General features: G+C 60.7%; 14 protein-coding genes. 1 reads left to right on the top strand and 13 read right to left on the bottom strand.

Going from position 1 to position 22,308, the window contains the following annotated elements; all coding sequences use genetic code 11:
- Nucleotides 1–134 precede the first annotated feature (134 nt).
- Complete coding sequence (gene amiC / locus ADK28_RS06695) at nt 135–1,388, bottom strand: N-acetylmuramoyl-L-alanine amidase AmiC (protein WP_004931882.1); 1,254 nt, start codon at nt 1,386–1,388, stop codon at nt 135–137.
- Nucleotides 1,389–1,627: 239 nt separating this feature from the next.
- Here amiC and argA point away from each other — a divergent pair, with 239 nt between their 5' ends.
- On the top strand, nt 1,628–2,953 hold the full coding sequence (gene argA, locus ADK28_RS06700) for an amino-acid N-acetyltransferase (protein ID WP_033641363.1): 1,326 nt from the start codon (nt 1,628–1,630) through the stop codon (nt 2,951–2,953).
- A gap of 38 nt (nt 2,954–2,991) precedes the next feature.
- On the opposite strand, the gene recD is transcribed toward argA, so the two are convergent.
- The 12 genes from recD to rppH form a co-directional block, all read right to left on the bottom strand.
- Nucleotides 2,992–4,842, bottom strand: a complete 1,851-nt coding sequence (gene recD / locus ADK28_RS06705) for an exodeoxyribonuclease V subunit alpha (RefSeq protein WP_048795233.1) — start codon at nt 4,840–4,842, stop codon at nt 2,992–2,994.
- Complete coding sequence (gene recB / locus ADK28_RS06710; RefSeq protein ID WP_048795234.1) at nt 4,839–8,390, bottom strand: exodeoxyribonuclease V subunit beta; 3,552 nt, start codon at nt 8,388–8,390, stop codon at nt 4,839–4,841. The genes recD and recB overlap by 4 nt, the downstream gene beginning before the upstream one ends.
- Nucleotides 8,387–11,275 (bottom strand): pitrilysin, encoded by a 2,889-nt coding sequence (gene ptrA / locus ADK28_RS06715; protein WP_048795240.1) that lies wholly within the window; start codon nt 11,273–11,275, stop codon nt 8,387–8,389. Before ptrA ends, recB begins: the two co-directional genes overlap by 4 nt.
- Before the next feature lie 232 nt (nt 11,276–11,507).
- Entirely contained in the window at nt 11,508–14,879 is a 3,372-nt protein-coding gene (gene recC, locus ADK28_RS06720) for an exodeoxyribonuclease V subunit gamma (RefSeq protein ID WP_048795235.1), read from the bottom strand.
- 31 nt (nt 14,880–14,910) lie between these two features.
- Nucleotides 14,911–15,267 carry a prepilin-type N-terminal cleavage/methylation domain-containing protein gene (locus ADK28_RS06725; protein WP_033639507.1) on the bottom strand — a complete coding sequence of 119 codons (357 nt, stop codon included), beginning with the start codon at nt 15,265–15,267 and terminating at the stop codon, nt 14,911–14,913.
- On the bottom strand, nt 15,257–15,703 hold the full coding sequence (locus ADK28_RS06730) for a YgdB family protein (protein ID WP_048795236.1): 447 nt from the start codon (nt 15,701–15,703) through the stop codon (nt 15,257–15,259). Before ADK28_RS06730 ends, ADK28_RS06725 begins: the two co-directional genes overlap by 11 nt.
- The gene (locus ADK28_RS06735; RefSeq protein WP_048795237.1) at nt 15,700–16,278 is read right to left on the bottom strand and encodes a prepilin peptidase-dependent protein; all 579 of its coding nucleotides are present in this window, start codon (nt 16,276–16,278) and stop codon (nt 15,700–15,702) included. Before ADK28_RS06735 ends, ADK28_RS06730 begins: the two co-directional genes overlap by 4 nt.
- A complete protein-coding gene (locus ADK28_RS06740; RefSeq protein WP_048795238.1) occupies nt 16,272–16,775 on the bottom strand; it encodes a prepilin peptidase-dependent protein in 504 nt (167 codons plus the stop codon). Before ADK28_RS06740 ends, ADK28_RS06735 begins: the two co-directional genes overlap by 7 nt.
- 174 nt (nt 16,776–16,949) lie before the next feature.
- Nucleotides 16,950–17,744: a thymidylate synthase gene (gene thyA, locus ADK28_RS06745; protein WP_048795239.1), complete on the bottom strand. Its 795-nt coding sequence runs from the start codon at nt 17,742–17,744 to the stop codon at nt 16,950–16,952.
- 7 nt (nt 17,745–17,751) lie between these two features.
- Complete coding sequence (gene lgt / locus ADK28_RS06750; protein WP_016929919.1) at nt 17,752–18,624, bottom strand: prolipoprotein diacylglyceryl transferase; 873 nt, start codon at nt 18,622–18,624, stop codon at nt 17,752–17,754.
- A 222-nt stretch (nt 18,625–18,846) separates the two neighbouring features.
- A complete protein-coding gene (gene ptsP / locus ADK28_RS06755; protein ID WP_016929920.1) occupies nt 18,847–21,093 on the bottom strand; it encodes a phosphoenolpyruvate--protein phosphotransferase in 2,247 nt (748 codons plus the stop codon).
- Between the two features lie 12 nt (nt 21,094–21,105).
- Complete coding sequence (rppH, locus tag ADK28_RS06760; RefSeq protein ID WP_004931849.1) at nt 21,106–21,633, bottom strand: RNA pyrophosphohydrolase; 528 nt, start codon at nt 21,631–21,633, stop codon at nt 21,106–21,108.
- Nucleotides 21,634–22,308 lie beyond the last annotated feature (675 nt).

Genomic DNA, 22,308 nt, shown 5'->3' on the forward strand with positions numbered 1-22,308 from the left:
TCATAACCCGAAGGTCGTCGGTTCAAATCCGGCCTCCGCAACCAACTCTTGATGACAACAGATAAGCACCCTTCCGGGTGTTTTTTTGTATCTGCAATCCGCCAAAATAGCCGGACTCGCGCCCGGCCCTGCTTTTATCGGCTCGCCAGCGCGCCGCCGTTGGCGAAATAAGCCTTGATGCCCGCCAGAATCGATTCCGCCACCTGCTGCTGGAAGTGGCTGGTGCGCAGCTTGCGCTCCTCTTCAATGTTGCTGATAAACGCCGTTTCCACCAGGATCGACGGGATATCCGGCGCCTTCAACACCGCAAAACCGGCCTGATCGACACGATTCTTGTGCAACCGGTTGATTTTCCCCATCCGATTCAACACTTCCTTGCCAAACTTCAGGCTGTCGTTGATGGTCGCGGTTTGGATCAGATCGAACATGGTGTGATCGAGATAACGGTCGCCACTCTTGCTGACGCCGCCGATTTGGTCCGATGCGTTCTGCGTCTGCGCCAGGAACTTGGCCGCCGAGCTGGTGGCGCCTTTGGTGGACAACGCGAACACCGATGAACCGCGCGCGGCGCGGCTGGTGAAGGCGTCGGCGTGAATCGAAACGAACAGATCGGCGCGCTGCTTGCGCGCCTTGGCGACGCGCACCTTGAGCGGAATAAACACGTCTTCATTGCGCGTCATGAACACTTTCATGTTTGGCTCGCGCTTGATCATGGCGCTCAGCTTGCGGGCAATCTGCAGCACGATGTCTTTCTCGCGCGTCTTGTACTTGCCGATAGCGCCGGGATCTTCGCCGCCGTGGCCGGGATCCAGCATGATGACGATCGGCCGATCGCGCCCCGCCTTGCCGGCCTGCGGCGCTTCCGGCGGCAGCGTGCGCTCCAGATCGCCCTTGTTGTAATCTTCCAGTAACGCCAGTAGCGGATCATACTCCTCACCCCCGCTGCCGCCCTTGGTCGGATAGAGATCCATCACCAGACGGTTGCGATACTCCGGCACCGGCGCCAGCGTGAAAATATGCGGGCTGACGCTTTGTTTGAGCTCCAGCACCAGCCGCACGGTATTCTGATCAAACTGGCCGACGCGCGCCTGCTTGAGATAAGGATCGTCGGCGCGCACCTGCCCGGCGATGCCTTTCAGCACGCTGTTGAGGTGAACACCTTCGATGTCCACCACCACGCGATCGGGATTGGTCAGGGCGAACTGCTTGTATTTCAGTTCGACGTTGGATTCCAGCGTGACGCGGGTATAGGTGGAGGATGGCCAGACGCGCACGGCGATCACGTGCGATGATGCGGCGAAGCCCGTACGACTCACACTCAGCAACCAGCTGGCGGCAACGCCCTGTAATAAACGACGGCGGCCCAGATTGTGATTAGCGTTTGGCATGCGGCTCCGGCAGTAATAGCTGTTTACAACAGATGAAAAAAACACCAATGAAATGGGGATGCCGAAAACTTTAACCAATCATTCCAGCCCTGTCATCAGAAAATCTTTTTATGGTTTTTCAATTTATTAACGATTTAGCGCCCTTAGCGCACGCTTCATGACGATTTCCCACTTGCCATCGGCGCAATAAAAGAATAAAAATACAAAAATATCGTATAAATATGCAAAGAGGTTTGGCCGTGAAGGAACGTAGTACAGAGCTGGTGCAAGGATTCCGTCACTCAGTCCCCTATATAAACGCCCACCGCGGCAAGACGTTCGTCATCATGCTCGGCGGGGAAGCCATCGAACACGAGAATTTCTCCAACATCGTCAACGATATCGGGCTACTGCATAGCCTGGGTATTCGCCTGGTGGTGGTTTACGGCGCACGGCCGCAGATCGACGCCAATCTGGCGCAGCACAACTATGAGCCGATCTACCACAAACACACTCGCGTGACCGACGCCCATACGCTCGAGCTGGTCAAGCAGGCCGCCGGCCTGCTGCAGCTCGACATCACCGCTCGGCTGTCGATGAGCCTCAACAACACGCCACTGCAAGGCGCGCACATTAACGTGGTCAGCGGCAACTTCATCATCGCGCAACCGCTGGGCGTCGATGACGGCATCGACTACTGCCACAGCGGCCGCATTCGCCGCATCGATGAAGAAGCGATCCACCGCCAGCTCGACAGCAACGCCATCGTGCTGATTGGCCCGGTCGCGGTTTCGGTCACCGGCGAGAGCTTCAACCTGACCTCGGAAGAAGTGGCCACCCAGTTGGCGATCAAACTGAAAGCGGAAAAAATGATCGGTTTCTGCTCCTCACAGGGCGTGACCGATGCAGAAGGCAACATCCTTTCCGAACTGTTCCCCAACGACGCGCAAAAGCGCCTTGAAGAGCTGGAGGAAAGCGGCGATTACCATTCCGGCACCGTGCGTTTCCTGCGCGGCGCGGTGAAAGGCTGCCGCAGCGGCGTGCGTCGCAGCCACCTGATCAGCTACCAGGAAGACGGTGCGCTGGTGCAGGAACTGTTCTCGCGCGACGGCATCGGCACCCAAATCGTGATGGAGAGCGCCGAACAGGTGCGCCGGGCGACAATCAACGACATCGGCGGCATCCTGGAGCTGATCCGGCCGCTCGAACAACAGGGTATTCTGGTGCGCCGTTCGCGTGAACAGCTGGAGATGGAGATCGACAAATTCACCATCATCGAACGCGATAACCTGACCATCGCCTGTGCGGCGCTGTACCCGTTCCTGGAGGAAAAAATCGGTGAGATGGCCTGCGTGGCGGTACATCCCGATTACCGCAGCTCTTCGCGCGGCGAGATGCTGCTGCAGCGGGTAGAAAACCAGGCGCGGCAGATGGGGCTGAAGAAGCTGTTCGTGCTGACCACCCGCAGCATCCACTGGTTCCAGGAACGTGGCTTTACCCCGGCGGAGGTCGACGTGCTGCCGATGCAGAAACAGGCGTTGTACAACTACCAGCGCCGCTCCAAAATTCTGCTGGCGGATCTGTAATCCCAGTGGGCGCGGCCGTTGCCGCGCCCGTTCATCGTTTATTCCGTTGCCTGCAGCCGTTCAGCCAATCCGCTGCGGCGCTGGGTCGGCATACGAATGGCCCGCAGCAACACCGCCTCCGTGGCATACAGCGAGAGCTGCTTACGCGCGCGAGTGATCGCGGTATAGACCAATTCACGCGTCAGCACCGGCAGGAAGTGATTCGGCAACACCAGAACCGTATGGTCAAATTCCGATCCCTGAGATTTGTGCACCGTCATGGCATAGGCGGTTTCATGCGCCGGCAAACGGCTTGGCTGTACCGACTTGATGCTGCCGTCGGGCAGTTGGAAATGCACGCGCAGATCGCCGTGCTCATCCGGCAATGTAATGCCGATATCCCCATTGAACAGCCCCAGCGCGCTGTCGTTGCGGCCGATCATCACCGGCCGCCCCCGGTACCAGCGGCCGAGCACGCCCGGTTTGCGGTCGATCAGACCGGCGCGCTGCAACCCGATCTCAATGCGCTCGTTCAGGCCGGCGACGCCGAACGGCCCTTCACGCAGCGCGCACAGCACCTGGAAGCGGCCAAAGGCCGCCAGCACCGCCGCCGCCTCCGCCCCTTCGGCGGTCAGCCGCAAATAGTCGCGATAGCCCGCCACGCAGGCATCCAACAGCGTCTGATACTCTTCGCTCGTCGCCAGCGCATAACCCATGACATCGCCGAAACTGCCGTTTAGTGCCGCCAGCGCACGATCCCCCGCTCCGGCGTTGACCGCCAACGCCAGTTGACCGATGCCGGAACGGGCGTCGAAGCGATAGCTCTTGCGCAGCAGGCACAGGCTGTCGCGCACCGCCGCTTCCGCAACGGCCTGCTGTCCTTCGATCGAACAGCCGGTCAGGCGGCTCAGCTCTGCAGCGCGCGCATCGCTGTATCCCTGCTCGGCAAAACGGCAAATATCCCCCAGCACCGCGCCGGCCTCCACCGAGGCCAGCTGATCGCGGTCGCCAAGGAAAATCACCCGGGCCCGATCGGGCAACGCGGCAATCAGGCGCGCCATCATCGGCAGATCGACCATCGAGGCCTCATCCACCACCAGCACATCCAAATGCAGCCGGTTGCCGCGGTGATAGCGCATGCGCTGACTGTTCGGTTGCGCCCCCAACAGGCGGTGCAACGTCGCCGCCTCCGTCGGGAACAGCGCCTGCTGCGCCGGGGTCAACGCCAGCTGACGGCTGGCGCTGCCAAGCGACTCCGTCAGGCGCGCCGCCGCCTTCCCAGTCGGCGCCGCCAGCTGAATGCGCAAGCGCGCGCTTTCATCCAACTGCACCAGCGCCGCCAACAGCTTGGCGACGGTCGTGGTTTTACCGGTGCCCGGCCCGCCGGAAATGACCGCAATGCGCCGCGTGGCGGCCACCGCGGCGGCGATCTTCTGCCAATCGGGTTCGTCGCTCGCCGAGCCGAACAAACGGTCAAGAATAGTACGCAGTTCAGCCTCCGGCACCGCCAGCGACTCGCCTTCGCCGCCGATAAACGCCGCCACTTCACCTTCGTTTTGCCACATGCGCTGCAGATACAAGCGTGGCCCGCGCAGCACCAGCGGCGTAGCCTCGCTGCCGTCCCCGACCGCCGCGCTGGCCGCCAGGCGCTGCTGCCAACGCACGCCATCCGGCCGCCCGGCCGCCTCCCACACCGCCAGCGCCAGCGCCGGTTGGCGCCCTTCAAACAGCGTATCCGCCTGCAGCTGCTCCAGCAACAGGCAGACGTGACCGGCCCCCGCCTCTGCGCTCAGGCAGGCGGCGGCCAGCAAAATATCGGGCTCGTCTTCGTTCGCCACCACGCGGGCGAACTGCACGTCCAGTGGGCGCAACACGCCAAGCGCCACCGCCTGCTCCAGCAGTGCGATCATGATCCATCCTCCGTCGCAGCAGCCTCGCCGCTGAACAAGCGATCCATTCCCGCCACCAGCTCAAACTCGGGAAGACAGGTGAAAATGCCGTTGCCCGGGTGCGCCGCATCCACGCCGCGCAGGAACAGATAAATCACCCCGCCGAAATGGCGCCGGTAATCGTAATCCGGCAGCCGATGACGCAGATAACGGTGCAGCGCCAGCGTATACAGCTGATATTGCAGATCGTAACGATGCTCCGCCATCGCCTGCTCCATCGCCGGCCGGGTATAGGCGCTGCTGTCTTCCCCCAACCAGTTGGACTTGTAGTCCAGCAGGTAGTATTTGCCCTGCCAACAGAACACCAGGTCGATAAAGCCTTTCAGCATGCCTTGCACCTGATGGAAATCCAGCGCCGGACAGCGGGCGGAAAGCGGATCGTAACGCTTCACCAGGGCATCGAGCTCCTTCGCCTGCAACAGCCGGTTGATCGGCAAATAGAACTGCAGCTCGGCCTGCTTATGCTGCGGCGTCAGCGCCGCCAGCGTCACGCCGCTGTCGTCGAGCGACGTATTGAGCAGCACCTGCATCCACGCCAGCAGAATCGGTTGCCAGTGTTCGGCGAACCCTTGCTGCTGCAGCTGTTCCAGCAGCCACTGTTCGTCGAGCGGCTGGGTGAAGTCCAGCGTTTCAAACAGGCTGTGCAGGAAGGTGCCGGGCGTTGCGCCGCGCGGGAAGGTATGCGGTGTAAGCGCTGGCTCACTTTCTTCCCCGCGCTCACCGGCCGCGTCGACATCCAGACGCGGCAGCAGATCCTGCATCAAGCTCGCGCCGTGCTGTTGCAAACCGGTATAGCTGGTCACCCGCCAAAAATCCTGGATCCGCCGGGTAAAGCTTTTCGCCGCCAGCGCTTCGGCCAGTGACGCCTGGGGTTGCCAGGGTTCTTCGTCCGGCGGTTCAACCAGCGACAGCGCGATACCCCCGCCCGCCAATTGCTGCAGCCGCTCCTGCAGATACACGGCGTCGCCGGCCTGCCCGCCCTGCACCAGATAACCCAATGCGCTGCGGTGCAGATCGGTATCGCCCTGTTTCTTGCGCGTGCCCTGGAACAGCGGCGCGATGCCGATGCTGCAGTGGTACACCGAGCGGGTCAGCGCCACGTACAGCAGACGCAGATCTTCCGCCAAGCGCTCCTCCTCCGCCCAGGCCTGGCTCTCTTCATTAGCGTCGAGATCCAGCAACGCCTGGAAACTGTGGCGATCGTGATACAGCGCCTGTTGCTGCTGGCGGAAGTTGCCGACGAACGGCAGCCACACCAGATCGAACTCCAGCCCCTTGGATTTGTGGATCGTGATCACCTGCACCAGATGCCGGTCGCTCTCCAGCCGCAGCTGCTGATTATCGGACTGACGATTAGGCTGGGCGATCTGCTGCGCCAGCCAGCGCACCAGCGCATGCTCGCTGTCGAGCTGCGCCGCCGCCTCTTGCAACAGTTCCCCCAGATGCAGCACGTCGGTCAAGCGACGCTCGCCGCCGGCGCTGGCCAACAGGTTCTCCGCCAGCTGGCGCGCTTTCATCACCTCGCTCAGCATCGGCAACACGCCGCGGCGCAGCCAGAGCGTGCGGTAATTGTCGAACTCGTTAACCAGCGCGTCCCAGGCGCGCTCATCGCGGCTCAGGCCGTCCAGCGTCGGCGCGTCCAACCCCATCAGCCCGGTGGCCATGGCGCTGCGCAGCGTGCGCTCCTGCTCCGGCGCCAACACCGCCTGCAGCAACCACAGCAGGTCTTTGGCCTCCGGGGTGTCAAACACGCTGTCGCGGTTGGACAGATAGACCGACGGAATAGACAGCGCGCTCAGCGCATCGCGCACCAACGCCGCCTCATTGCGGCTGCGCACCAGCACCGTGATATCAGAGGCTTGTACCGGCCGTGACGCCTTGCCGCTCTGCAGCCGCGCCTGGCCCTGCTGCCCGGCGCTGAGCCAGTCGCGAATTTGCGTGGCGCACAGGCGCGCCATCAGCTGTTGGTAATCACTTACACCCGCGCCTTCCCCCTGCTGCAGCCAGAACTGCATCGCCGGCTGCGGCTTGCCGTGCAATTCAAACGCCAGCCCTTGGTTCTTTTCCGCCGCGTTAACTTCAATAAAGGGGATTTGGCCGAACAGGAAAGGCTTTTCTACCTGAGAAAACAGGTGATTGACGCTGGCGACCATCGACGGCGACGAGCGCCAGTTGGTCTCCAGCGTATAGTGGGCGCTCACCTCTGAACGCGCGCGCATGTAGGTAAAGATGTCGGCGCCGCGAAAGGCGTAAATCGCCTGCTTGGGATCGCCGATCAACAGCAGGCCGCAATCAGGCCGGCCGACGTAAAGTTTTTGGAAAATACGGTATTGCTGCGGATCGGTATCCTGGAATTCATCGATCATCGCCACCGGGTATCGCTGGCGGATCGCCTGCGCCAGCTGTTCGCCGCCGCCGCTTTGCAGGGCGCCGTCCAGCCGGCTGAGCAGGTCATCAAATCCCAGTTCGGCGCGCTGGCGCTTTTCCTGCTGAATGGAGGTGCGGATCTCGCTGAGCGCGCGCGCCATGATCAGGTCGCGCAGCGTCAAGGGTTCATCGAACAACTCATCTATCGCCGTGAACAGCGTATGCCGCGGCGGCTCACCTTTCTTGGTCTTCTCCAGCAGCACCGACTGGCGAAATTTATCCAGTTCCTTCGGCAACTGGTAGTCCTGAGTCTCCTGCCCGCTCCATTCGCCGACCTTGTTCAGCCAGTTCGGCAGGTGTTTACTGCTGTAGCTGCGCTTATCGACGCCGGACTGGGCGATCAACGCTTCCAGATCGCCCGCCTCCGCCCGCCATTGCGCCTTGATGGCGTCGATGCGCGCGACGATCTGCTCGTGGCGCATCAGGACGGTTTCTTCATCCTTCGGCGGCCGACGCAGCGCCGGCACTTCACCGTGCAGATAGCCGGAGAGATCGGCCAGCAACGCTTCCGGGCCGCTCCACTCCTGGCTGACCGCACGCGCCACGCCCAGCGGCAACGGATAGCAGTGGCGACGCCAGAAATCGGCGCAGGCCTGCCGCCGCAGCGGCAGCTCGTCCTGCACCAGCGTTTGTTCAAACAGCATGCCGGACTCGAAGGCGTTGTGCGTCAGCATTCGTTGGCAAAAGCCGTGAATGGTGTAGATCGCCGCTTCGTCCATCTGCCGCTCCGCCGCCAGCAGCTGCGAGGCGGCGTCGGTCAAATCGTCAATTTCAGCCATCAGCGCCGAAAACAGCGGGTTGGCGCTGACACCGCGCACGCAGGCGATGCGTAATCCGTGAATATTGTCGCGGATGCGCCCGCGCAGCTCCTCGGTGGCGGCCTCGGTAAAGGTCACCACCAGGATTTCTTCGACCGTCAGCGGGCGGGGAAACGCTGCTTCACCGCCCAACCCCAGCAGCAAACGCAGGTACAGCGCGCCGATGGTAAAAGTTTTGCCGGTGCCCGCCGACGCTTCTATCAGGCGTTCGCCGAACAGCGGCAGCGACAGAGGCTCCAACCTCTGCGGGGCAATTTCCGTCATGGCGTCGCCACTTTACGCGGCAAAATCTGCTGCAATGCCGACGCGTTCGGATAGGTGACCCAGTCCTTAGGCGCCGCGTAATCCGCCTTGTCTTGCCCGCTGCCGCTGACCTGCGACAGCACCGCCAGCCCCTGCGGCTGGATCACCGCCTGGTGGAAATAATCCGCCAGTTTGGCCGGCGTCAGCTGTTGCACCTGCGCGATCAGCTTCTGACGGGTATCAAAGGCGAAGTTGCCGCGATCGAAATCATTGGCGAACCGGCTGGCCTCCTCGCTGAGGGTTTGCGGCCGCTGTTTGAGTTCGTTGATCAGCGCCTGTTTGTACTGTTCAAAGTCCGCCTCGCTCATGTCGCGCAGGCGTTTCTCGGTTTTCGGATAGAAATCCTGATAGCGCTGGTACAGGTAGGCCGGCTGTTTGCTGTTGCTCTGCAACAGGAAGCCTACGCCCCACTGGCGCCCTACCGACATCGGGAAGGCGAAGACCGCGTACCCCAATTGCTCCTGCGTGCGCAGCTGGCTGTAAAACCACGGCTGAATAATCTGCCCCAGTAGCGAACTGTAGGCCATGCCGGTCACTTCGTCGTAGCCGGTCGGCACATAAACCGCCGCCAGCGCCGAGTCAGTGCTGCTGCCCACCTGTTGCAGGTTGGCCAGATGATTATTGTCCACCACCACGTCTTCGCCGTGCCACCATTCGCTACCGGTACAGCCCAGACGATGTTTTAACGTCGAGGCCAACGTGTCGACCTGCTGCTTGCTCATGTTGCCCACTACCAGCAGCTCCGGCGTGGCCTCGGCCAGCAGGCTGTCGCGATAGGCCAGCACGTCTTTCAGCGTTAACGTCTTCAGCACCTCGCGGCGCTCGCTGCGTTCGGAATACGGCACGCGGGAAACCATCTGCACCGGCTGAATGGCCAGCTCAAACGCCTTGCCCTTCTCGGCGGCGTCCAACTGCTCCAGATACCAGGATTTGGCTTGCGCCAACTGATCTTCCGTCGGCGTGAAGCTGGAATAACCCTCGATCAGCGCCGTCAGCAACTGCGGCAAACGCTGGGTGAAGCCGTTGGCGTTAAACATCAGACCGTTGTTCGGCGAGGTCGAGAAGCTCAACCCGCCGACCGACGCCTGATAGCTCAACTGATCCAGCGCGAGGCCGGCCAGATAATCCGTCAGCGAGAACAGCACCTGATTACGCGCGGAATCCATGGTTTTGGCGTTGCGGAAAGCGACGGTGACGTCGGCCTTCGGTTCGTCGGCGAAGTAACGACTCGGCATGTACAGCACGCGCAGGCCGGGTTTATCCACCACCTTTTCCGGTTTTTTGAACTCGTGCGATGGCTTGGTCAGGGTAAAGTCATCCGGGATGTACGGGTTGAGCGCCGGCAGCGACAGGGAAATGCCGCTCTCCAACTGCTGCCACTGCGTAAAGCGCTGCGGCGTGATTTTGTCGACCTGGTAAGGCGCGTTGACGAAATAGGCCGTCTTGTTGTGCGGTTCATCCGGGCTGACGAACCAGATGCGCGCGTTTTGCGGCGTCATGGCGTCTAGGCGTTCGGCGATCGCCTTAGGATCATAACGGTCGGCCAGATAAGGCGCGTCCAGCGCATGCTCAACCGGAACGCGCAGCATGGTGTCCACCAGCCATTCGATATAGTCCATGTCGCGCGTGATCGACGGATAACGGAAGTCCAGGTTCAGAACATGCGAGATTTCATCGAAGTAGCTCTGCTTGATGCCTTCGCTGCGCAGCATTTTCAGGTAGTTGAAAATAGCGGCGACGACTTGGTCGCGCTGGGCCAGGCCTTTGTCGGTCAGCGAGACGCTGATAGCGAAGACGCCGCCGTTGCGATCCACCATCGGATCGGCGCCGGCATTGATGGCGTCCGCCAGCCCCTGCTTCTGCAACCAGTCAGACAAGGTATTTTTGCTGCGGTTGCCGATCAGGTAGCTGATGTAGGTATCGGTTTTGCTGCGAAACGCGGCGCTGTTGTTATCGATGCGGAACTCGACCTTCAGCTGCTTGCGCGGCTGCGCCGGCACATAGTGAATGATGATGCCCTGCTGTTCCGGCGTCACGGCCGGCACGGTGATCGGCGGCACGCTGGCGTCATGATTCGGCACGCGGCCAAAGGTTTTCGCCGCAATGTCAGCCAGCTGCGGCAGCGGCTGATTGCCGTACAAAACGCCCATCATCAGATTGGCGGAATAGTAGCGCTTATAGAAGCCGGTCAGTTCATCGTGCAACTTGCTGTCCGGCTTGTCTTTCAACGTATCGAGATTGCCGCCGGAGAAGCGCGCGCTCGGGTGCGCCGGGTTAAGGGTTTCCGCGCCGACCTGCGCCATGCGCATGCCGTCGCGCGAACGCGCCATCGTCAACTCGGCGTTCACCGCATTGCGCTCGCGATCGGCATTGCCCGGATCCAGCAGCGGCTCGGCAATAGCGTCGGCCATGCGGTCGACCGCCGGCTCCAGCGCATCATTTTCCACTTCCAGATAGAAGGCGGTGCGATAAGAGGCCGTGCTGGCGTTGTGGCTGCCGCCGTGCTTTTTCAGGAATTCGGACAGGTTTTCCGGCTCTGGATAGCGTTTGGAGCCCATCAGCACCATATGTTCCAGATAGTGCGCCAATCCCAGTTGGCTGTTCGGATCTTCGAGCGATCCAACCGGCAATGCCAGCGCCGCCAGCGATTTCGGCGCCTGGGCATCAGACACCAGCAACACCGTCATGCCGTTAGCCAACTTGATCGCTTCATACTGACGCGGATCGTGTTCGCTCTTGTTGATCTTCTCCGTCAGCGGTTGCCATCCTTGCGCGGCCCAACTCAACGGTGCCCAACACATAGCCAATAGTACCAGCCCGGTGATACGGACCAACTGTCTGCGCATATCCAAAATAAACCCCTATTCTGACGTCGCTACGCCCACTCCCTGACGTTGGCAACGTGCATCAAAACCACATAACCAAATCTGTACTCGCCGGGATCTTCGCCAATGTGGCGGCCCGAAACACGGCGGGTATATGCCTGTACGTTATGTAAGACCGGGAATCACCCCAATGGTTGAATATAACCTTCGTTATTTTTACCACCTCCCGCCGTACAGCACCACCGGCGGATTGTTACCCCAGGTTATGCCGCGCCACCGGCAGCAGATAACGCTCTGTTTCGGCCAGTATTTGCGCTAAGTATTCATTATCCAATTGGCGGAACACGCGCTGCACGTAGGGATCTTCCCCTTCTCCGGGAATGCGCTGATCGCCCTGCCAAGCCTGCAGCAATTTGGCGCGTGCCTTAATTTGCGCTTCTTCCTCCCAGTCGATTTGCTGCGTTTCCGGCTGATAGCACTGACTCAGCCACGCCCAGCCGCTCTTGTTCAGCAACAGCAGCGGCTGACACAAACCGCGCTGATAGCCCGCCAGCAGTTCCGCCAGCTGCGCCTGCGCCTCTTCAGGCGCCAGCGCGGCAAAGCGCCAGGCGGAGTTCTTGCGACCGTAGATGCGGCTCTCGCCGGTGCCGCCGGCGCAGCAGTACACTAGGTGCTCCAGCCACAGCAATATGCCGTCCACCGCCGACAACGTGGCGGGCCGCCAGCGCAACAGGCCGTCATCCTGCACCTGATGCAGCCAGCCGCTGAGACGTACGCCGGCGATATCGATATCCAGCTCCAGGCTATGGCTCTCTGCGCGTTCCGCACGCACCTGCTCGGCCAGTTCGCTCATCTCTTCCTGCTGCTTTTGCCAATAGATCTCGCCGAAGGCGCCATAGGGCAAGCCGCCGGCGGCACGCACCCGTTGGAACAACCGTTCGGGATCGTCGCCGTCGATCAGGGTATTCAGCAGTTGGCTGTTGAACTGGTAGCGGCTGAGGTTATCCAGCGTGAAGGGCTCTTCGTCCGGCAACTCAGTCTCTTCCAGGATAAAACTGACGCCCAGCCGCAGCTGGAAGAAGGCGCGGATAGGATGGCGGTAAAACCGCAGCAGCTCATCCAACGATATTTGCTGCAGCGCTTCGGCGGGCAGCGGTTGGTTGAAGGCCGGGTGCGCCGCACCGCGACCATCGGCGGCGGGCAGCCACTCGGCGGCATAACTTTGCTCCTCCGAGCCCGGCAAGAAATTCTCGGCGGCGAACGGCATGCGCGCGTGCCACTTAAGCAAATGCTCACCAACCCGCCGAGCACTGTCGTCTGCGCTGAGTTCTTCATCTCCCGGCAGGCAATAGCTTTGTTCCAGGTACTCCAGCAGCTCGGTGACCAGCACCGAAGGGTAGCGCGGGCTGTTGTCCTGAATGGAACGGCCGATGAAACTGATATACAGCCGCTGTTGCGCGGACAAAATCGCTTCCAGGAACAGGTAGCGGTCGTCATCGCGCCGGCTGCGGTCGCCGCGTTTGACCTGCTGCGCCATCAGATCGAAACCCAGCGGCGGCAGCGTGCGCGGATACACGCCGTCGTTCATGCCCAGCAGGCACACCACCTTGAACGGAATGGAGCGCATCGGCATCAGCGTGCAGAAGTTGATTTGCCCGGCAAGGAAGCGCTGGCTGATGCGCTCCTGATCGAGGCGCGCCGCCAGATCGTCGCGCAGAATGGTCAACGGCACCTCATCGGGATAGCGCGCCGCCAGGCCAAAATTGATGGCCTGCTGCCACTGCTGCTCGATCAATGCCAGCACCACTTCGGTGTCGCTCTCCGCTTCGAAGAAGGCATCCAGCAGTTGCCGGCACAGCGGTAGCCACGCCTCGAGCGGGCGCGCTTCGCTCAAAATTTGCCGCCAGTGGCTGAGCTGCGCCAGCAGGTCTGCCAACTGCCCCGCCAGTTCGGCGACCAACCCGCTCGATTCGTCGTAAGGTAAAATGCCCTGCCAATCGCCGGCATTGCTGTCCATCGCGTAGCCGAGCAGCATGCGCGTAATACCGAAGCGCCAGGTATGCTGACCGGTGGCGGGCAGATCCAGTTCGCGCACGTTATCGTCGTCCAGGCCCCAGCGCACGCCGGATTCACCGACCCAGTGGCGCAACAGACGCAGCCCCTCTTCGCCAATGGCGAAACGGGCGGCTAGGGCCGGCACCTCCAGCAGCGCCAGCACCTGTTCCGAGGTAAAGCGGCTTTGCGGCAGATCGAGCAGTGAAATGAACGCCTGCAGCGCCGGATGCGCCTGCCGCGCTTTGCGGTCAGAAATGGCGAACGGCAGGTAGCGCTCGGCGGGGGCATTGCCGAACACCGCCTGAATATAAGGCGTGTAGCTGTCGATATCCGCCACCATCACGATGATATCGCGCGGCGTCAACGCGGGATCCTGCGCCAGCATGGTCAGCAGTTGATCGTGCAGCACCTCCACTTCCCGCTGCGGGCTGTGGCAGGCGTGCAGGCTGAGGGAGCGGTCGTTCTCATCAAGCGGGCGTTTGCTGAAGCTGCTTTCCAGCGTTTCCGCGGTAATACCGATCACCGCATGATCCTCCAACTCCAGCATGTCGCGCTGAACGGCGTGCAGCATGGTATCCGCCGGGATATCGACAAAGGCGTCGACCTCTTGCGTCCCTTCCATCTGCGACAGCAAATAGAGGTGATCGCGCCCCAACTTGCCCCAAGAGGCCAGCAGCGGGTTGCTGAGTTGCTGCTGCCCTTCGGCGTCAAACAGGCGCGCCGCGTCGGCCGGCTCGCGAAACAGCCCTTGCTCGCGAGCCTGGTGGTAATGACGACGCTTGCGGCTCTGCAAGCGGGCCAGGAAAGCATAATCCTGAATGTCGCCCCAATAGTAGCGACAGGGGTTGGTGAACATCAGGTGGATGTCGATATGCCGCCCCAGCGCCTGCAACGCTTCCAGATAGACCGGCGGCAACGCCGAGATGCCGCAGATAAACACCCGCGGCGGCAAACCGGGCGGGCACGTTGTTGCCTGCTCGAGCGCGTGGATAAAGCGGCTGTACAGATTGGCGCGGTGCCATTCCGGCTGCCCCAATTCGCGCGTGTACTCCACCAGCCGCGCCCAGAGCGGCGCCTGCCACTGCTGAGCCTCGGGCAGACCGTCGATGCGCTCGCCGCGCTGCCAGCTCTCCAGCCACTGCGGGCGATAAACCAAATACTGGTCGAACAGGTCGGCAACCCGGCCGGCCAATTGGTGGATTTTGCGCTTGTCGCCGTCATCGATGAGATAGTGCTGCAGTGGCGCAAACGCAGGCTGAGTCAGCATCTCCGGCAACAACCACATCAGCTTCCAGGTCATGGCATCCTTGCTGAAGGCGCTCTCTTTCGGAATATCCGGCAACACCCGGGTGAACATGTCCCAAATGAAGGTCGCCGGCAGCGGAAACGCGACATTGGCTGCGATACCGAACTGTTCCGCCAGCTGCATCTGCAGCCATTGCGCCATGCCGGGGCTTTGCACCAGCACCACCTCCTGTTGAAAAGGATCGGTCAACGGATCTCTGGCTATCAGCGCGCTGGTCAGCGTTTTCAACAAATCCAGCTGATTGGAATGATAAACAGTGAACATGAAGACTCCTTTAAAACAAAAGACATACGGCTCAAAAACGGGCGCAATACCAGCGGCTCAGCGTTGCCCACTGCCGCTGCGGCGTTTGGATCCTGACCGTCAATCGGCGGCAATCGCTCCCCGCATCGTCAAGTGCCGTCTCGCGCCGCCACCCTTCCGGCAGCGGTTCAGCCTCGAGCCGGCCGATGACGGCGAACGCCTCCAACTGCTGGTGCGCCAGCCCCCAGGCTTGCCGGTAGTGCCACTGGCGCTGGAACGACTGCAACAGCACCTGATGATACTGTAACAAGCCAAGCAGCGACACCGAGAACAGCAAGGCCGCCACCAACACTTCCGGCAGACTGAAGCCGTTGCGGGATATCCACGCTGCCCGAGCGTTAGCCGTCACAGTCGGCCAACCTTTTCTCGGGACAAAAATCCAGCCGACCGCCCGGCTGTGCTTGCAACTTGCCAGCAGCCTCAGCGCCGTTAAAGGTGCCCCATTGATACAGCCATACCGGTTCACCGCCGCGCATCTCACCAAGGCCGCGTACCGTCACCACCCCCGCTCTGGCTGACAGCCGAGCGCAAGCCGTCAGTTCCACGCGCTGCCTGCATAGCCAGGCCGCTGCACTCAGTTCGGCGCGCGGCCAACGCTGGCTCATGCCCCAACTCAGCGCCGAAGCGGCCTGATTGTAAGCCTGAAGGTAACGCTGCTGATCGGCGGCCAGTAACAGCGCGTTATCCAATTGCCGCTGTTGCGCATTGAGCAACATCAGCCCCAGCGCCAGCAGCAACATCACCGCCGCCAGGGTGCTGCCGCCTCGTTGGGAGTACCGCTTCATGGCAGCGCCGCCATTTCGACGCTCCCGCTCAGACTGCGCCTGATACGCGTATCGCTGGCGGAGCGCCCCGTCAGCGTCAGGCGAGCCAATGCCGCGCCGTGATCGCCCCGCTCTATCGCCACATGAAACCGCTCAATGCGCACTTCGTCATGATCGAGTAGCCGCTCCCAGCCACCGCCATCGCATTGGCTCACGCCGCGCTGCCCTTCCAGGCCGCCATTACGTAGCCGATAACCGAAATAGCCTGCATCCTCACCCGAAGTGAGCCATTGCCCGCTGCGAGCAATGTCGTAGGCAACGATAACGCAGCTGCCAGCCGTTTCTCCCGATGCCTGGCCTATCAGCAGCGGCCGGCCAGCGCACTGCCCGGCGCAAAAACCGGCGCGGCGCAGATCTTTCTCAATGCCGAACGCCAACTGTCGCAGCGTTGACTCCAGCCGAAAGTGCTGACCGAGGGCCACGTTCTGCTGGCGTAACAGCGGGTAAGTTTTCGCCGCGCCGAGCGCGATCATGCTGCCGAACACCAGCGCCAACATCACCTCCGGCAAGGTAAAACCGCGTTCGACAGTCAGCATGGCGCGATCCCCCTTATCCGGAGCCCTTCGCTGCACAAACGCAGCCGCCCACGGGCGGACAGCACCAGCCGCAGGCTGCCTGCGTCGTTGCTGAGAAGGATGTGCCCCGCCTGCGCAGTATTGCGCAAACCATAAAACCCAATCTCTTTGCCGGAGTAGCCGCTCAGCACAACGTCGCGATAAGGCGGCGAGAAAACGGAGCCTTCGGCGGAAACGCAATCCGTCGGTGGCACACCGCCGCCCAGGCACCAGGGCGTGCCATTCTTGAACCACAGCAGCGCCGTGCGGTTACGCCAATTGGCGTCCGCCTGTAATCGCAGCAAAAACGCCAGCAGTTGTTGGGCCGTGTGTTCCAGCCGCAGCGCTTGCTGATTATAGCGCCATTGCCCGACGCCCCAGCCGGTGAGCATGGCGGCGATCAGGATCGCCGCCATTAGCTCAATCAGCGTCATGCCCCGTTGGCGATCATCGATGTTCGAGAGAGTATTGTCGTTCATGCCGCCAGTGTAAGGGCCGTAACAACGCGGTAAAGCCGCATGCGCAAGCGCTGCGGCAAGCTGCGCAATGTTTTCTCTACGATGGCAGACGGCGACAAAAAAATGCGGCGCGGTACGCAATGCGGATAAAAAAAGGGGCGCAATCGCTGCGCCCCTGGTGTGATGCGGTTAAGGTCAGATCGCGACCGGCGCCTTGATGGCCGGGTGCGGATCGTAACCTTCGATCTCGAAGTCTTCGAAACGGTAAACGAACAGTGAAGCCGGTTTGCGTTTGATCACCAGTTTCGGCAACGGACGCGGTTCACGCGTCAGCTGCAGCTGAGTCTGTTCCATGTGGTTGCTGTACAGGTGGGTATCGCCGCCGGTCCAGACGAAGTCGCCCACTTCCAGATCGCACTGCTGCGCCATCATGTGCACCAACAGCGCGTAGCTGGCGATGTTGAACGGCAGGCCGAGGAAAACGTCGCAGGAACGCTGGTACAGCTGGCAAGAAAGCTTGCCGTCCGCCACGTAGAACTGGAAGAACGCGTGGCACGGCGCCAACGCCATCTGATCCAGCTCGCCGACGTTCCAGGCGGAAACAATGATGCGACGCGAATCCGGATCTTGCTTCAGCTGTTGGAGCACGTTGCTCAGCTGATCGATCTGACGGCCGTCCGCTGCGCCCCAGGCGCGCCACTGTTTGCCGTACACCGGGCCGAGATCGCCGTTTTCATCGGCCCACTCGTCCCAAATGGTGACCTTGTTGTCACGCAGGTAGGCGATGTTGGTATCGCCGTTCAGGAACCATAACAGCTCATGAATGATCGAACGCAGATGACATTTCTTGGTGGTCACCAACGGGAAACCTTCCTGCAAGTTGAAACGCATCTGGTGGCCGAAAATCGACAATGTGCCAGTGCCGGTACGGTCGGCTTTAGGGGTGCCCTCGGCGAGCACCTTATTCATCAAATCCAGATACTGTTTCATTTGTTCCTCACGACAGTTGTTGCTGTGGGCGACGACGGTACGCCCAAATCATCATAATAATACCGGCCACCACCATCGGGATAGACAGGATCTGCCCCATGCTGATCACGCCGTCGAACAGGCCGAGCTGGGCATCCGGCTGGCGGAACGCTTCAACGATGATGCGGAATGCGCCATACCCGATCAGGAACAGGCCTGATACGGCGCCCATCGGCCGCGGCTTGCGAATAAACAGGTTCAGAATGATAAACAGCACCACGCCTTCCAGCAGCAGTTCATACAGCTGCGACGGGTGGCGCGGCAGTACGCCGTACTGATTCAGCAACGGCAACAAAGAGGGATCGGCGGCGGCGAGGGCTACGTCTTCGCTGCGCGAACTTGGGAACAACATCGCCCAAGGGGTATCGGTGGTCACGCGGCCCCACAGTTCGCCGTTGATAAAGTTGCCGAGGCGGCCGGCGCCCAGGCCGAATGGGATCAATGGCGCGATAAAATCGGAAACCTGGAAGAAGGTGCGTTTGGTGCGGCGAGCGAACCAGAACATCACCAGAATCACCCCCATCAAGCCGCCGTGGAACGACATGCCGCCATCCCAGACCTTGAACAGATAGAGCGGGTTATCCAGGAACAGCGGCAGGTTGTAGAACAGCACATAACCGACGCGGCCGCCGACGAATACGCCCAAGAAGCCGGCGTAGAGCAGGTTTTCCACTTCGTCTTTGGTCCAGCCGCTGCCCGGCTTGTTGGCGCGACGCACCGCCAGCCACATGGCAAAAACGAAGCCGACCAGGTACATCAGGCCGTACCAATGCAGAGAAACCGGGCCAATGGAGAAAATGACCGGATCAAATTTAGGAAACGCCAGATAGCTATTGCTCATCTATCACCACAACATGTCTGTTATTTTTCCCCATGCGGGGGCGGCAGGTGCCAAGCGGCGACGGAGATTATCCCGCGCCTTGCAAACGGCGGCATTGGCCGCTGCGGTCTGCAAGGCGACGAGCATGCGCCGCGCTGAGGTTGCGCATCATAACATAGGCTTAGCGCGGTCCGGTCCGGCAGGGCGGGAAAAGTTCTGTAAAAAAATCACACCGCGCGGCGGTTATCGGCCCCCGCGGATCAGCCCGCCCATGCCGCGCCGCTCCATAAACGCCGCCACCAGATGGCGCACTTCGGTGGTCATCTGGGTGTTCAACACCCGGTGAGCCAGCATTTCGGCGTCAGCCAGGTCGATATGTCGCAGCAGGTATTTGATGCGCGCCACGCTGCGGCCATTCATGCTCAGATTGCGATAGCCCATGCCCACCAGCAACAGCGCGCCCATGGGATCGCCGGCCAACTCACCGCAGAGGCTAAGCTGCAGCCCGGCCGCTTTCCCCTGCTCGGCGATCAAGTTCAGCACCTGCAACATCGCGGGATGCAAACTGTCATACAGCGCGGCGACCCGCGTGTTATTGCGATCCACCGCCAGCAGGTACTGGGTCAAGTCGTTGGTGCCGACCGAAATGAAATCAACGCGCCCGGCCAAATGCGGGATCAGGAAAATCATCGATGGCACTTCCAGCATCACGCCGATTTTCGGTTTCGGGATCGCGTAGCCGAGCACCTCTTCCACCTCGCGCCCGGCTCGGTCAATCAGGCGTTTAGCTTCGTCGACCTCTTCAAGGCTGGTGATCATCGGCAGCAAAATACCCAGGTTGCCGGTGCCGGCATTGGCGCGCAGCATGGCGCGTACCTGAATCAAAAAGATCTCCGGCTGATCCAGAGTGATGCGGATGCCGCGCCACCCCAGGCAAGGGTTCTCTTCGCTGATCGGCATATAGGGCAGTTGCTTGTCGGCGCCGATATCCAGGGTGCGCAGCGTAACCGGCTTGCTCGGATAAAGCTGCAGCATGCCTTGATACTGCGCGACCTGTTCTTCTTCGGAGGGGAAACCGCTTTGCAACATGAACGGGATTTCGGTGCGGTACAACCCCACGCCATCCACTCGGCCGCCCAACAGTTGTTCATGTTCCGGGCTGAGGCCGGCGTTCAGCATCACCTGGATACGCTCGCCGCTTTTCAGCTGCGCCGGTTGCTCGACGTCGTCTTCCGCCAGCTTGCTCAACTCCAGCTCTTCGCTGATCAGCCGTTGATATTCCTGCACCAGCACCGGTTCAGGATCGACCAACAGTTCACCGCGATACCCATCGACGATCAGCAACCGCTGGCTGAGCAGAGAAGGCTGGATGTCGGCGCCCATCACCGTCGGCACCCCCATCGCCCGCACCAAAATCGCCGCATGCGAGTTGGCGGCGCCGTCGCGCACCACCACGCCGACCAGGCGATCCTGCGGCACTTCGGCCAGCAATGTCGCGGTCAGCTCATCCGCCACCAGCACAAAACGCGCCGGCCACTGGGTGGCGCCCTGGGTGGTGTCATCGAGGTGGAACAGCAGGCGCTGGCCCAGCGCGCGCAGATCGCTGCCGCGCTCGCGCATGTAGGTGTCCTGCAGTTTGGCGAACTGTTCGGCAAAGGCTTCTATCACCTGTTTCACCGCCCACTCCGCCACCGAGCCGTTGTCGATTTCGGCGAACAGTTCGCGCTTGAGGCGGGCGTCGTTTAACAGGTGAGAATAAAGATCGAAGATCGCCGCGCTCTCTTTTTGCGAGCTGGCGGCAAAACGCTTGCTGAAGCGGCGAAACTCCGCGCCGGCCTCTTCCAGCGCCAGCGTCAGGCGCTCGCGCTCGCTGGCGGTGTCCAGCGTCGACGCGCGGTAAACCTGATCGAGCGAAGGCTGGCTACTGTCCTGCCACCCTTCAGCCACCGCCACGCCGGGCGAGGCCGCCAGCGCGCGCACGCGCGTTTGGCGATACTGGCCGAAAATGGCGTTGAGCTGCGACTGTGACAAGATCCCGGCCATCTGCGTGGCCAGGGTGACCATGAAAGACTCTTCGCTTTCATCGAACTGGCGCAGCTCGCGCTGCTGCACCACCAGCACCCCCAGCAGTTGGCGCCGATGAATGATCGGCACCCCGAGGAAGGATCGGAAACGATCCTCTTTCACCTGCGGAACGTATTTGAAACTGGGGTGGCTTTGGGCATCGGCCAGGTTGATAGGCTCGGCTCGGCGGCCGACCAACCCGACGACGCCCTCGTCAAACGCCAATGCGATAGTGCGCCCACGCGGCTTTTTCAGCCCGCGCGTGGCCATCAGGTAGTAGCAGCGGCGATCGTTGTCCGCCAGGTAGATGGAACACACTTCGGTGTCCATCGCCAGACAGGTTTCATTGACCAGCAGATCCAGCGCATCCGTCAGACTGGCCGCCGCGGCCACCTTCTCTACAATTTCTCGCAAGCGCGTGAGCATAGTCGGCTTAACTTAACCTCTCTTTCGGCGATAAGCGGGAGCCTGCCGCGGCGCCGCCTGCTCTTGCATCGGCATCACGGTCACGGCGAATTCTTTCATCACCCGGCGGTAGACGTCGCGTTTGAACGACACCACCTGGCGCACCGGATACCAGAAGCTCACCCAGCGCCAACCGTCGAACTCCGGCGTGCTGCTGCGCTGCATATTGATATCAGCGTCATTGCACAGTAGCTGCAACAAAAACCATTTTTGCTTTTGGCCGATACAAACCGGCTTTGTGTCCCAACGCACCAAACGTTTCGGCAATTTATAGCGCAACCAGTTGCGGGTCGAAGCCAGGATGCGCACATCCTTTTTACTCAGCCCCACTTCTTCGAACAGCTCACGGTACATCGCCTGCTCCGCAGTTTCGCCAGGGTTAATCCCACCTTGGGGAAACTGCCAGGAGTGCTGACCGTAACGGCGGGCCCATAAGACCTGCCCCTGACGATTACAGATTACGATACCAACATTCGGGCGGTAGCCATCATCATCGATCACCGGACTACCTCGATAAGCTTAAATTCGCATAGATGTCCTGATTGTTTCACACAAGCTACAGGCGGTAAACCACTGCTTTACGGCGCTGCGGGCCGGATAACATTGGGATAACTCACAGATATTGGCAAAGTTATAAACATACCCCAGCCTTTCAGACCGGTTTTATTCACTTTTTCTGTGGATAGGTGTGTGCAGAACTCGAGGGATAAGCCGGTAAAACTCTCGTCCCCTAAAATCCGCCCTCATACCTAAAAACAAATATTAAGACTAAAAACATATAGTTAAGCAATATCTCGCAGTGATACACAGGACAAAAATGTGATCTATGCACGGTAAGGATCTTACCCTGGCGAAAGATCCACCAACGCCGTTTTTATCCACAGATTATCCGGGCAAGTTACGCACAAAACGGACAAATTCGTAAAAACCCGCCTGAGTCAAGGCTGTAAATTGAACCAGTGATCGGTAAAAATTTGGGTTATCCCATAAATCTGTGGATAAATAGGTGTAAGATCCTGTTTATTGTCGGTGGCTTCAGGTGAACAAGCCCCGCGAGTGCATTGTCGCCCGCGTAAAGAAAGAAAAAAAGTCATGTAAAATCATGCTACTATTATTCTTTTCCCCAGGCGATAGCGGTTATCGCTCGCCGTGTATAATTGCAGTACGTTTTTCAAC

This window comes from Serratia sp. 506_PEND (assembly GCF_001076875.1).
GTDB lineage: Bacteria > Pseudomonadota > Gammaproteobacteria > Enterobacterales > Enterobacteriaceae > Serratia > Serratia marcescens.

Bases quoted from the DNA above. Each gene is read 5' to 3' on its own strand.
- ptsP (WP_016929920.1), bottom strand. From the start codon at position 21,093: ATGCTCACGCGCTTGCGAGAAATTGTAGAGAAGGTGGCCGCGGCGGCC.
- thyA (WP_048795239.1), bottom strand. From the start codon at position 17,744: ATGAAACAGTATCTGGATTTGATGAATAAGGTGCTCGCCGAGGGCACC.
- ptrA (WP_048795240.1), bottom strand. From the start codon at position 11,275: ATGCGCAGACAGTTGGTCCGTATCACCGGGCTGGTACTATTGGCTATG.
- ADK28_RS06740 (WP_048795238.1), bottom strand. From the start codon at position 16,775: ATGAACGACAATACTCTCTCGAACATCGATGATCGCCAACGGGGCATG.
- recD (WP_048795233.1), bottom strand. From the start codon at position 4,842: ATGATCGCACTGCTGGAGCAGGCGGTGGCGCTTGGCGTGTTGCGCCCA.
- recB (WP_048795234.1), bottom strand. From the start codon at position 8,390: ATGACGGAAATTGCCCCGCAGAGGTTGGAGCCTCTGTCGCTGCCGCTG.
- ADK28_RS06735 (WP_048795237.1), bottom strand. From the start codon at position 16,278: ATGCTGACTGTCGAACGCGGTTTTACCTTGCCGGAGGTGATGTTGGCG.
- lgt (WP_016929919.1), bottom strand. From the start codon at position 18,624: ATGAGCAATAGCTATCTGGCGTTTCCTAAATTTGATCCGGTCATTTTC.
- ADK28_RS06730 (WP_048795236.1), bottom strand. From the start codon at position 15,703: ATGAAGCGGTACTCCCAACGAGGCGGCAGCACCCTGGCGGCGGTGATG.
- amiC (WP_004931882.1), bottom strand. From the start codon at position 1,388: ATGCCAAACGCTAATCACAATCTGGGCCGCCGTCGTTTATTACAGGGC.
- recC (WP_048795235.1), bottom strand. From the start codon at position 14,879: ATGTTCACTGTTTATCATTCCAATCAGCTGGATTTGTTGAAAACGCTG.